This is a genomic window from Salipiger sp. H15 (genome assembly GCF_040409955.1).
In the GTDB taxonomy this organism is placed as follows: domain Bacteria; phylum Pseudomonadota; class Alphaproteobacteria; order Rhodobacterales; family Rhodobacteraceae; genus Salipiger.
In genome coordinates, this window is sequence record NZ_CP123384.1 from 1,569,170 (window position 1) to 1,581,072 (window position 11,903).

Annotated in this window: 12 protein-coding genes; 7 read left to right on the forward strand and 5 right to left on the reverse strand. The window is 67.4% G+C overall.

The genetic code is table 11. The features are described from left to right. Positions 1 to 12: 12 nt before the first annotated feature. The 3 genes from PVT71_RS07690 to PVT71_RS07700 all read left to right on the forward strand — a co-directional run bounded on the left by PVT71_RS07690 (position 13) and on the right by PVT71_RS07700 (position 1,297). Positions 13 to 234 carry a DUF2007 domain-containing protein gene (locus tag PVT71_RS07690; protein WP_353471211.1) on the forward strand — a complete coding sequence of 74 codons (222 nt, stop codon included), beginning with the start codon at positions 13 to 15 and terminating at the stop codon, positions 232 to 234. Further along, positions 231 to 1,010: a methyltransferase gene (locus PVT71_RS07695; protein ID WP_353471212.1), complete on the forward strand. Its 780-nt coding sequence runs from the start codon at positions 231 to 233 to the stop codon at positions 1,008 to 1,010. Before PVT71_RS07690 ends, PVT71_RS07695 begins: the two co-directional genes overlap by 4 nt. 113 nt (positions 1,011 to 1,123) lie before the next feature. After that, entirely contained in the window at positions 1,124 to 1,297 is a 174-nt protein-coding gene (locus tag PVT71_RS07700; RefSeq protein WP_353471213.1) for a DUF465 domain-containing protein, read from the forward strand. Positions 1,298 to 1,654: 357 nt separating this feature from the next. Here PVT71_RS07700 and PVT71_RS07705 read toward each other — a convergent pair whose 3' ends face one another. The 4 genes from PVT71_RS07705 to PVT71_RS07720 all read right to left on the reverse strand — a co-directional run bounded on the left by PVT71_RS07705 (position 1,655) and on the right by PVT71_RS07720 (position 5,937). Further along, positions 1,655 to 2,578 carry a VOC family protein gene (locus tag PVT71_RS07705; RefSeq protein WP_353471214.1) on the reverse strand — a complete coding sequence of 308 codons (924 nt, stop codon included), beginning with the start codon at positions 2,576 to 2,578 and terminating at the stop codon, positions 1,655 to 1,657. Positions 2,579 to 2,746: 168 nt separating this feature from the next. After that, entirely contained in the window at positions 2,747 to 3,469 is a 723-nt protein-coding gene (gene phbB, locus PVT71_RS07710; RefSeq protein ID WP_353471215.1) for an acetoacetyl-CoA reductase, read from the reverse strand. 148 nt (positions 3,470 to 3,617) lie between these two features. Further along, positions 3,618 to 4,793, reverse strand: coding sequence for an acetyl-CoA C-acetyltransferase (locus PVT71_RS07715; protein ID WP_353471216.1), 1,176 nt, complete (start codon positions 4,791 to 4,793; stop codon positions 3,618 to 3,620). 241 nt (positions 4,794 to 5,034) lie between these two features. Beyond that, positions 5,035 to 5,937 carry an EAL domain-containing protein gene (locus PVT71_RS07720; protein ID WP_353471217.1) on the reverse strand — a complete coding sequence of 301 codons (903 nt, stop codon included), beginning with the start codon at positions 5,935 to 5,937 and terminating at the stop codon, positions 5,035 to 5,037. Between the two features lie 310 nt (positions 5,938 to 6,247). Here PVT71_RS07720 and rpsD point away from each other — a divergent pair, with 310 nt between their 5' ends. From rpsD to preA, 3 genes are all read left to right on the forward strand, one after another. Further along, entirely contained in the window at positions 6,248 to 6,868 is a 621-nt protein-coding gene (rpsD, locus tag PVT71_RS07725; RefSeq protein ID WP_353471218.1) for a 30S ribosomal protein S4, read from the forward strand. Positions 6,869 to 7,056: 188 nt separating this feature from the next. After that, positions 7,057 to 8,379: an NAD(P)-dependent oxidoreductase gene (locus tag PVT71_RS07730; protein WP_353471219.1), complete on the forward strand. Its 1,323-nt coding sequence runs from the start codon at positions 7,057 to 7,059 to the stop codon at positions 8,377 to 8,379. 12 nt (positions 8,380 to 8,391) lie between these two features. Further along, a complete protein-coding gene (gene preA, locus PVT71_RS07735; protein WP_353471220.1) occupies positions 8,392 to 9,693 on the forward strand; it encodes an NAD-dependent dihydropyrimidine dehydrogenase subunit PreA in 1,302 nt (433 codons plus the stop codon). 30 nt (positions 9,694 to 9,723) lie between these two features. Here the strand turns inward: preA and PVT71_RS07740 are convergent, their stop codons facing one another. Further along, complete coding sequence (locus tag PVT71_RS07740; RefSeq protein ID WP_353471221.1) at positions 9,724 to 10,371, reverse strand: TetR family transcriptional regulator C-terminal domain-containing protein; 648 nt, start codon at positions 10,369 to 10,371, stop codon at positions 9,724 to 9,726. A gap of 198 nt (positions 10,372 to 10,569) precedes the next feature. Here PVT71_RS07740 and PVT71_RS07745 point away from each other — a divergent pair, with 198 nt between their 5' ends. Then, positions 10,570 to 11,820: a Zn-dependent hydrolase gene (locus PVT71_RS07745; protein WP_353471222.1), complete on the forward strand. Its 1,251-nt coding sequence runs from the start codon at positions 10,570 to 10,572 to the stop codon at positions 11,818 to 11,820. Positions 11,821 to 11,903 lie beyond the last annotated feature (83 nt).

Here is an 11,903-nt window from a genome sequence, read left to right on the forward strand (position 1 = left end):
TAAATCCCCAGTATGGAAGAACTTCTGCGCACGACCGACATCACGCTGATCCCGCTGGCGAAGACCCTCCTTGATGGGCAGGGTATAGACAGCTTTGAGTTGGACGTAAATATGAGCGTCCTCGAGGGATCCCTGGGTATACTTCCGCGCCGCCTGATGGTGCGGAGCGGTGATCTGCAGGCCGCGCAGCGGGTGCTGCGCGACTTCGGCATCCGTTTCGAGTCCGGGGCATGAGGCACGACCCCTTCCCCGAAGAGGCGCTGCGGCGCGACGATTTCCTTGGCGGTATGGCGCGAATATGGCAGCCAAGACAGGGGCTTGGCTATCGCGCCGGGGTCGATCCCGTGCTGCTGGCGGCAAGCGTCGAGGCGCGGCCGGGGCAGGAGGTGCTGGAGCTTGGCTGCGGTGCCGCCCCGGCGCTGGTGTGCCTCGGGGTGAGGGTCGCGGGCCTGCGGCTTGCCGGGGTCGAGATCCAGCCGGCCTATGCCGCGCTCGCGCGGCGTAACATTGCCGAGAACGGCCTGCAGGGCGAGATCCTCGAGGCGGACCTTTCGGCGCCGCCGACGGAGCTGAAGGCGCGCAGCTTCGATCACGTTCTCGCCAACCCGCCCTATTTCGAGGAAGGCAAGCGCAGCGCCGCGCCCGATGCCGGGGTCGAGCTGGCGCTGGCCGGGGCGCTGCCGCTCGCGGACTGGGTGGCGCTGGCGGCAAAGCGGCTGAAGCCCCGCGGCACCGCGACCTTCGTCCAACGGGTCGAGCGCCTGCCCGAGCTTCTGGCCGCTCTCGGCACGCATCTGGGCTCTGTCGAGGTGCTGCCGCTGGCCCCGCGCGAGGGCCGCGCGCCCCGGCTGATTCTCGCCCGTGGACGCAAGGGCGGCAGGGCGGCTTTCCGCCTCTGTGCCCCGCTCGTGCTTCACGCCCGCGCGTCCCACCTTGAAGACGGCGAGGATTATACAAATGTCGTCAAAGCAGCCTTGCGTGACGGAAAACCGATCACCTTTGACGGGTGAGCGGAGTTCCGAGCATCGCCTTGAGCCTGCGTAAAGCAATGCTGCGGGTGCGGCGTGACAGAATGTAAAAGTTGTGCTGCACTGGACATGCCCAAAGCAAAAAGGAGGACATGATGAGCTTAACTTCACACCTGCAGGAACTGAAGAAGAAGCACCAAAACCTCGCCATCACAGTGGAAGAAATGCAGCGCAGTCCGGGCGTGGACGACCTGCATGTCGCAGCGCTGAAGAAGCAGAAACTCCGTATCAAGGAAGAGATTAGCAGGCTCTCGGCCGAGGCCACCTGACACGGTCCGGGCAGGTAGCCTTCCTCGCGAAGCGCCACCCACCCGCCTAGAGAGCTGACGGAAGCAACCCGATCCGACCGGCCGCCGCGCCGAAGGATCACAGAGGTTCCGGGCCCGGAGAATCGGGCCCGGGCGACAGGGCAAGGCGCCGACCGGCGCGACACCGCGGCAATTCAGAGCACGCCTTTCAACCCACATCCCTTTTCACCCTTGCAAGGATGGCGCGGGCCACATGGTCCTCGCATTCGGAAGGTCGTGCACGTGGTGCCCTGTGAAAGAAAGCGCCCCCGGAGTTCAAGGCTCCGGGGGCGCTGCCCTGAGAGGGGAGTGGCACCCCGGAAGAACCGGGGCGGAAGGTCAGCCGATGGGCTCGAGCGTCTTCTCGAGCTGGGCGCGCAGATGCGCGTGCTGGGTCGGTAGTTTCAGCGCCTCGCCGAGATGGGCGCGGTCCTCGTCCCGATCGAAGCCGGGCTCGTTGGTCGCGACCTCGAAGAGCACGCCGCCGGGGCTGCGGAAGTAGATCGCGTAGAAATAGTCCCGGTCGATCTGCGGCGTGATCTGGAAGCCCTGCTCGGTCAGCGCCTTGCGTACCTCGAGCTGGGCCGCGCGATCGTCGACCGCGAAGGCGATGTGGTGCACGCTGCCGGCGCCCTGTGCGGCACGCGGGGCGTCGATCGTCTCGATGTCGATGGTCCCGGCACCGTTGTGCTCGGGCAGCACGAGCCGCATCACGTTGGCCTGCCGGCATTCCTCCTTGTAGCCCAAGGCGCCCAGCAGCTCGGCCGTGGGGCCGGCGTCGCGCAGGCGCATCTGCACCGAGTGGAAGCCGCGGATCGCCATGTCCTCGCCGACGCCGCCCGCCGTCCACGGGGCGCGGTCGTCCTCGGCCTCGACCAGCGCCAGCCCGTCACCGTCCGGCCCTTCGAAGGTCAGGCGATGCTCGCCGTAGCGGTTGAGCCGTTCGATGCCCTTCACCTCGGCCTCGGAGAGCCGGGCTTCCCAGGCGTCGAGCGAACCCTCGGGAACCGCGAAGGCGGTGGTCGCCACCTCGCCCGTGCCGCGGCGGCCGCGGGCTGCGTGCGGGAAGGGGAAGTAGGTCATGACGCTGCCGGGGGTGCCGACCTCGTCACCGTAGTAGAGGTGATAGACGTCGGGGGCGTCGAAGTTGACGGTCTTCTTGACCCGGCGCAGGCCGAGCGTGCCGGTGAAGAAGGCATTGTTCCGAGACGCGCTGCTGGCCAGCGCGGTCACGTGATGCAGGCCCTTGATCTGTGTAAGCATGGTCTCTCTCCTGATGAAGATTTGATCCCAATATGGGCCATCGCGGGTTTGCGGAAAACGAACATGACCGCGCGGATGGGCTGCACCAGTGCACAGCCGCGGAGGCGAAACGCGAAAGGGCCCCGGCGCTTCCGCAGCCGGGGCCCCCCGTAATCGATGTAGGGATCGTCAGACGAAGAATTGCCCGCCGTTGGCCGAGATCGTCGAGCCGTTCACGAAGCCGGCCTTCTCGTCGGCAAGGAACACCACGCAGCGCGCGATCTCTTCCGGCTCGCCGAGGCGGCCCGCCGGGATCTGCGCGATGATCGACTCGCGGACCTTCTCGGGCACGGCCATGACCATCTCGGTGGCGATGTAGCCGGGGCAGATCGCGTTGGCGGTGATGCCGTAGCGCGCGCCTTCCTGTGCCAGCGACTTGATGATGCCGAGGTCACCCGCCTTGGTCGCGGCGTAGTTCACCTGCGCGAACTGGCCCTTCTGGCCGTTGATCGACGAGATCACGATGACCCGCCCGAACTTGCGCTCGCGCATGCCCGGCCAGACCGGGTGGACGGTGTTGAAGACGCCGGTGAGGTTGGTGTCGATGACCTCCTTCCACTGCTGGGGCGTCATCTTGTGGAAGGGCGCGTCGCGGGTGATGCCGGCATTGGCGACCACCACGTCGATCGGTCCGAGGTCAGCCTCGACCTGGGCGATACCGGCCTTCGAGGCCTCGTAATCCGCCACGTCCCATTTGTACGTCCTGATTCCCGTGTCCGCGGTGAAGGCCTGCGCCTTCTCGTCGTTCCCGGCATAGGTCGCGGCCACTTCGTACCCTTCGGCTTTGAGTGCCTTCGAGATCGCCTCCCCGATCCCGCGGCTGCCGCCTGTGACCAATGCAACTTTCGCCATTCTGTCCTCCAATATGGAACTTCCGAACCACAGTAACGTTGTTACCGAAGTTAATTTAATCTAGCAACAATATTGCGCGACCATTTTGCACGTGCAGCATGGCGGCGCAAAGAAAAAGGGGCGCCGCGGCGCCCCTTCCTCATTTCGATCAGTCGCGCTCGACGCAGAGCGCGACGCCCATGCCGCCGCCGATGCAGAGCGTCGCGAGGCCTTTCTTGGCATCGCGGCGCTTCATCTCGAAGAGCAGCGTGTTCAGGATGCGGGCCCCCGAGGCGCCGATCGGGTGGCCGATGGCGATGGCGCCGCCGTTCACGTTCACGATCGACGGATCCCAGCCCATGTCCTTGTTCACCGCGCAGGCCTGCGCGGCGAAGGCCTCGTTGGCCTCGACGAGGTCGAGGTCCTCGGGCTTCCAGCCCGCCTTCTCCAGCGCCTTGCGCGAGGCGTGGATCGGGCCAACGCCCATGATCGACGGATCGAGACCGGCGGTGGCGTAGGAGACGATGCGGGCGAGCGGCTCGATGCCACGCTTCGCGGCATTGTCTGCGCTCATCAGCAGCACACCGGCGGCGCCGTCATTGATGCCGGAGGCGTTTGCCGCGGTGACCGAGCCGTCCTTGGTGAAGGCCGGGCGCAGCTTCTGCATCGCCTCGAGCGTCGCGCCGTGGCGGATGTACTCGTCCTTGTCGACGACGATGTCGCCCTTGCGGGTCTTCACGGTGAAGGGGATCACCTCGTCGTCGAACTTGCCGGCCTTCTGCGCGGCCTCGGCCTTGTTCTGCGACGCGACGGCGAATTCGTCCTGCTGTTCGCGGCTGATCTGCCACTGCTGCGCGACGTTCTCGGCGGTCTGGCCCATGTGGTAGCCGTTGAAGGCATCCCACAGACCGTCGCGGATCATCGTGTCGATGTAGGTCATGTCGCCCATCTTGTGGCCGGCGCGCAGGTGCGCGGCATGGGGCGAGAGGGTCATGTTCTCCTGGCCGCCGGCGCAGACGATGTCGGCATCGCCCAGCAGGATGTGCTGCGCGCCCAGCATCACGGTGCGCAGGCCCGAGCCGCAGACCTGGTTGATCGACCAGGCCGAGCTTTCCTTCGGCAGGCCGGCGTTGATATGCGCCTGGCGCGCCGGGTTTTGGCCCTGCGCCGCGGTCAGCACCTGGCCGAGGATGGTCTCGGAGACCTCGCCCTTCTCGATCCCCGCGCGGGCGACCAGCGCTTCGAGCATGGCCGCGCCGAGATCATGGGCGGGTGTGTTGGCAAAGGAGCCGCTGAAGCTGCCGACGGCAGTCCGTGCCGCGGATGCGATTACGACGTTGGTCATGAAGTTCTCCCTCAAGCAAAGCGTGTCGTCGGAACGCGCTTCCACCGCCCTCGTGGCGGGGTCAGGGCGCTCCGCATATGGCCTCAGTCCTGTTGATAACGTGCGGTTTCGCGCCTGCACAGGGGCCGAAGTGCGGAATTGCACCTGATAGCGCAATTGGTCGCAGATCGCCGGGAAACAGGGGAGGGGGTGCCCGCGCCGGGGGCGGCCGGGTCCGCAAGCGCCCGGAAACGCTTGAAAGTCACGCCGGGGAAGCGGGCGCATCCGCGCTGCGCCAGCCCGGGCGCGGCACCGGCACGCCGAGATGGTAGCCCTGCAGGCAGGTGACGCCGCAGGCCGCGGCAAGCTCGGCCTCGGCCCGGGTTTCGACCGATTCGGCGACGGTGAACATGTCGAACTGCTCGGCGATGGCGGTGATGGCGCGCAGCAGGACCTGGTTGTCAGGGTCGCGGTCGATGCCGCTGATCACCTGCCCGTCGATCTTGAGGATGTCGAAGCTGAAGCGCTTGAAGTGGCGCAGCACGGTCTGCCCCGCGCCGAAATCGTCCATGGCGAAGGTGATGCCGCGCCGGTGCAGGTCGTTCATGAAGCCGATCACCAGCTCGGGCAGCAGCATCGCCGAGCTTTCGCTGATCTCGAGGATCAGCCGACCGGCGAGGGTCGGGTCGGCGCCAAGGCCCTTGTCCAGCACCTGCATCCAGCGCCGGTAGCCGATCGAGCGGGCCGACATGTTCACCGAGAGGCGCAGGCCGGGCGCGCGGATCAGCTCGGCCAGCCCCTGTTCGAGCGCAAGGCAGTCGAGGATGCGCCCCTCCTCGAGATCCTCGACCTCCCAGATGAAGTCGCGCGCGGGCACGATGCGCCCGGTCTCGTCCATCACCCGCAGCATGGCCTCGTGGAACACCACGTTCCGAGGCGCGCGCGCCTGGACGACGGGCTGGAACACCAGCATGACCTGCCGGTGCCGGATCGCCGCCCGGACGCGCTGCAGGATGTCGCGGTCGCGCAGGTCCAGCGCCGCGTCGAGGACGGCCCCCGTGCCGCCCCCGGAGTGCGGATTCCGGCCCGGGCCGCGGAGCTGCGTGACCCGCGCGCCTTCGCCCGCAATTCCCTGCATGACCTCTGCACCTTCGGCTGCGCGCATCGGCGTTTCTCCTGTCGGCCAAATTCCAGTCGGCCAAATCACAGTCGGCCAAATTCCAGTCGGCACCTCGCGCGCGGTCGGGCCCGCTGCTTCCGGCACGAGGTTCTGGCATTCTGCGCGCGGGGGCCTTAATCCGTGATTAAACGCGGAGCGCGGCGAAAGCGCGGTGATCGCGCGAAGGGATGTTGACTCCCCCCGCAATCCCAATATAAGCGCCCGCTCATTGGTGTTGGTGGCCCCCGCAAGGGGATGCCTGTCGGCCTTCGGGCAGGAGGACAACGCCCTTCACAACTCATGAAGGAGATCAGCCGTGACCAAACGCACGTCTGCCAAGTACAAAATCGACCGCCGCATGGGCGAAAACATCTGGGGCCGTCCGAAGTCCCCGGTGAACAAGCGCGAATACGGCCCGGGCCAGCACGGCCAGCGCCGCAAGGGCAAGATGTCGGACTTCGGTCTGCAGCTCCGCGCCAAGCAGAAGCTCAAGGGCTACTACGGCGACCTGACCGAGAAGCAGTTCCGCCGCATCTTCGGCGACGCAGAGCGTCTGAAGGGTGACACCGGCGAGCTGCTGATCGGCCTGCTCGAGCGCCGCCTCGACGCCGTCGTGTACCGCGCCAAGTTCGTGCCGACCGTCTTCGCAGCCCGTCAGTTCGTGAACCACGGCCACGTGCTGGTGAACGGCAAGCGCGTGAACATCCCCTCCTACCGCGTGAAGGAAGGCGACGTCATCGAGGTTCGCGACAAGTCGAAGCAGATGGTTGTCCTGCTCGAGGCCGTCCAGCTCGCAGAGCGTGACGTTCCCGACTACATCGAGGTCGACCACTCCAAGATGACCGCGACCTTCGTGCGCACCCCCGGCCTCGCCGACGTGCCCTACGCGGTCCAGATGGAACCGAACCTCGTGATCGAATACTACGCGCAGAACTGATCCTTCTGCCCGTACGATCTTTGGAAGGCCGCGCAGCGATGCGCGGCCTTTCTGCTTTTCCGCCTGCGTTTTGGGCAGTCCCTGACGGTTTCCCTGCGGGCAGCGCCCACAATTATTTTACCGATTGATAAAAAAATCGACCTGTGAGAGCGTTTCTCCATTGCGCAAAGGCAGCGGGGAGGCGACCGATGGACGCAAGACAACTGGCAGGCGGGATCCGCGCGGCACGGCTGGAGCCGGAGGCGCTGGAGGCGGGGTTCTCCGATCTGCACCCACCCTACGACGATCACGAGGCGCTGGTGGCGGCGGACCGCTGCTACTTCTGCCATGACGCGCCCTGCGCGACGGCATGTCCGACCTCGATCGACATTCCGCTCTTCATCCGGCAGATCGCCACCGGCACGCCCGAGGCGGCCGCGAAGACGATCCTGTCGCAGAATATCCTTGGCGGCATGTGCGCCCGGGTCTGCCCGACCGAGACGCTCTGCGAGGAGGTCTGCGTGCGCGAGACCGCCGAGGGCAAGCCGGTCGAGATCGGCCGCCTGCAGCGCTATGCCACCGACCGGGTGATGGCGCGCAACATCCACCCCTTCGAGCGTGCCGCCCCCACGGGCAAGCGCGTCGTGGTGGTGGGCGCGGGGCCCGCGGGCCTGTCCTGCGCGCACCGGCTGGCGATGAAGGGCCATGACGTGGTCATCCTCGACGCGCGCGCCAAGCCCGGCGGGCTCAACGAGTTCGGCATCGCCGCCTACAAGAGCACCGACGATTTCGCCGCGCGCGAGGTGGACTGGCTGCTCGGCATCGGCGGCATCACCATCGAGACCGGGCGGATGCTTGGGCGCGACCTCACGCTGGCGGAACTGACCTCCGACTACGACGCGGTCTTCCTCGGGATCGGCCTCGGCGGGGTCAACGCGCTGGGCATCGAGGGCGACGACCGCGACGGCGTGCGCAACGCGGTGGAGTTCATTTCCGACCTGCGGCAGGCGGGCGATCTTTCGGCGCTGCCGGTTGGCCGCGACGTGGTGGTGATCGGCGGCGGCATGACCGCCGTGGACGCCGCCGTTCAGTCGAAGCTCTTGGGCGCGCTCAACGTCACCATCGTCTACCGCCGATCGCAGGAGCGCATGGCGGCAAGCGCCTTCGAGCAGGAGCTGGCGCAGGCCAAGGGCGTTCGGATCATCTGCAACGCCACGCCCAAGGCGGTGCACGGCAACGGCGCGGTGCGCGAGATCGAGTTCGAGTTCACCGGCGACGACCTCACCCCGACGGGCGAGAGCTTCCGCCTGCCCGCCGACCAGGTGTTTCGCGCCATCGGCCAGAGCCTCGTGACGGACGGCCTCCCCGCGCTCGCGGGCCGCAAGATCGCCGTCGAGGGGCCGGGGCGCACCTCGGTGGCCCGGGTCTGGGCCGGGGGCGATTGCGCCGCCGGGGGCGATGACCTGACCGTCACCGCCGTCGCCGAGGGCCGCGACGCGGCCGAAGACATCCACGCCACGTTGATGCGCTGAGGAGGGACCGACATGGCTGATCTGACGAGCACTTTCGTGGGCATCAAGTCGCCCAACCCGTTCTGGCTGGCCTCGGCGCCGCCGACCGACAAGGAGTACAATGTCCGTCGCGCCTACGAGGCGGGCTGGGGCGGGGTGGTCTGGAAGACCCTCGGCGAGGAAGGCCCGCCGGTGGTCAACGTCAACGGCCCGCGCTACGGCGCGATCTGGGGTGCGGACCGGCGGCTGCTGGGGCTCAACAACATCGAGTTGATCACCGACCGCCCGCTCGAGGTGAACCTGCGCGAGATCAAGGCGGTCAAGCGCGACTACCCCGACCGCGCGCTGGTCGTCTCGCTCATGGTCCCCTGCGAGGAGGCGGCGTGGAAGGCGATCCTGCCGCTGGTCGAGGAGACCGGCGCGGATGGGGTCGAGCTGAACTTCGGCTGCCCGCACGGGATGAGCGAGCGCGGCATGGGCTCGGCGGTGGGGCAGGTGCCCGAGTACATCGAGATGGTGACCCGCTGGGTGAAGCAGAACTCGCGCATGCCCTGCATCGTGAAGCTGACCCCCAACATCACCGACATCCGCAAGCCCGCCGAGGCCGCCAAGCGCGGCGGGGCCGACGCGGTCAGCCTGATCAACACCATCAACTCGATCACCTCGGTCGATCTCGACCTCTTTGCCCCCGAGCCGACCATCGACGGCAAGGGCGCGCATGGCGGCTACTGCGGCCCGGCGGTGAAGCCCATCGCGCTCAACATGGTGGCCGAGATCGCCCGCTCGCCGGAAACCCGGGGCCTTCCGATCTCGGGCATCGGCGGCGTCACGACATGGCGCGACGCGGCGGAGTTCATGGCGCTGGGGGCGGGCAACGTGCAGGTCTGCACGGCGGCGATGACCTACGGCTTCAAGGTCGTGCAGGAGATGATCTCGGGCCTGTCGCAGTACCTCGACGAGAAGGGCGTGGGGCTCTCCGACCTCGTCGGCCGCGCGGTGCCGAACGTGTCGGACTGGCAGAACCTCAACCTCAACGCCATCTCCAAGGCGAAGATCGACCAGGACCTCTGCATCTCCTGCGGGCGCTGCTATGCCGCCTGCGAGGACACCTCGCACCAGGCGATCGCCATGTCCCCGGACCGGGTCTTCACCGTGAAGGACGACGAGTGCGTGGCCTGCAACCTCTGCGTCAACGTCTGCCCGATCGAAGGCTGCATCAGCATGGAGCGGATGGACGTGGGCGCGACGGACCCGCGCACCGGCAAGGTTGTGCCCGCCGAGTTCGGCGACTGGACGACCCACCCGAACAACCCGATGGCCCGCGCGGCGGAGTGATCGCAAGGGCGGGGCCTGTACGGCCCCGCCTCACCCCCTGGGCGTCAGGATCGCCCGGAAGATCGTCTCGACATGCGTATTGGCGGCCGCCCAGCCCGCCGCCTCGTCAGGCACCAGCACCCGTACCTGCGTGTCGAAGTCGGCGAAGTGCTGGGTCAGAGCCCAGATCGACATGATGAGCTGCTGCGGGTCCTGCGGGGCGAGCCTGCCCGCCGCCATCCAGCCCGCGATCAGCGCGCATTTCTCGTCGAAGAGCGGCTTCAGGTCACTCTCCAGGTGGGGCAGCATCCGCGGCGCGCCCTGGATGATCTCGATCGCGAAGAGCCGGCTCTCGCGCGGGAACTGGCGGCTCATCTCCATCTTGCGCGCGACGTAGGCGAGGAGTTCCGCCAGCGGATCGCCCTCGGGATCCATCTCGCGCAGCGGGTCGAGCCACTCGGTCATCAGCGCGTTCAGCAGGGCGACGTGGATCGCCTCCTTGCCGTCGAAATAGTAGATGAGGTTGGGCTTGGACATGCCCGCGGCCTCGGCGATCTGGTCGAGCGTCGCGCCGCGGAATCCGTGCTGGGAGAACACGTCGAGCGCGGCATCCATGATCTTGCGGCGGTTGCGGATCTGGATTCGGCTGGGCTTCTTTTGAGGCGTCTTTTCGGGCTTTGTCGCGGGAGGAGCGGGCATGGCTTTCCTTGGCTGCTGCTTTTCCGGGCGCTGCTGCCCGCTCTGTGCGCATCCGCGCCGGGGGCCAAGGAAGGGATTTCTTGACAGGTCCGGGGCGCATTGCAATCGTGGCTTTACCAAATGGTAAAAAACACGCGCGGCCCGCGCAAGCGCGACCGCGCAATGCAAGACGCAAAGCAAGGCAGCGAGGACAAAAAGATGGCGGCACCGGGCGAGAACCTCCGGATCGATGGCGACCGACTCTGGGACAGCCTGATGGAGATGGCCAAGATCGGGCCGGGCGTCGCCGGGGGCAATAACCGCCAGACGCTGACCGACGAGGACGCCGAGGGCCGCACGCTGTTCCAGGGTTGGTGCGAGGCCGCGGGCCTGACCATGGGCGTCGATGCCATGGGCACCATGTTCGCCACCCGCCCCGGCGAGGACCCGGACGCGCTGCCGGTCTACGTCGGCTCGCACCTCGACACGCAGCCGACGGGCGGCAAGTACGACGGCGTGCTGGGCGTCTTGGGTGCGCTCGAGGCGGTGCGCACGATGAACGACCTCGGCATCAAGACGAAACACCCGATCGTGGTCACCAACTGGGCCAACGAGGAGGGCGCGCGCTTTGCCCCCGCCATGCTGGCCTCGGGCGTCTTTGCCGGGGTGCATGACCTGGAATACGCCTACGGGCGCAAGGATCTCGAGGGCAAGAGCTACGGCGACGAGCTGAAGCGTATCGGCTGGAAGGGTGAGGAAGAGGTCGGCGCGCGCAAGATGCACGCCTATTACGAGCTGCACATCGAGCAGGGCCCGATCCTCGAGGCCGAGGGCAAGGACATCGGCGTGGTCACCCATTGCCAGGGGCTCTGGTGGCTCGAGTTCACCCTGACCGGCCGCGCCGCGCACACCGGCTCGACCCCGATGAACATGCGGGTGAACGCGGGTCTCGCCATGAGCCGGATCTTCGAGATGGTGCAGGAGGTGGCCATGGCCGCCCAGCCCGGTGCCGTCGGCGGCGTGGGGCAGGTGACCTTCTCGCCCAACTCGCGCAACGTGCTGCCGGGCAGCGTGGTCTTCACCGTCGACATCCGCTCACCCGACCAGTCCAAGCTCGACGCGATGCGCGCCGAGATCGAGCGCCGCGCGCCTCAGATCTGCGCCGAGCTCGGTGTCGGCTGCGCGGTCGAGCCGGTGGGCCATTTCGACCCGGTCACCTTCGCCCCCGAGCTGGTCGAGAACGTGCGCAAGGCCGCCGAGCGGCTGGGGTATTCGCTCCTCGACATCATCTCGGGCGCGGGCCACGACGCGTGCTGGGCCGCCAAGGTGGCGCCTGCGACCATGGTCATGTGCCCCTGCGTGAACGGCATCTCGCACAACGAGGACGAGGAGATCTCGAAGGAGTGGGCCGCCGCAGGCACCGACGTGCTCTTCCATGCGGTGCTCGAGACCGCGGAGATCGTCGCCTGAGGCGAGGACCAGATAAGGGGCCTTGCCCCGCCCGCGGCCCCCGGGCCGCGGACCTGCCGGGACGTTTTCTCGCAGAAGAAACC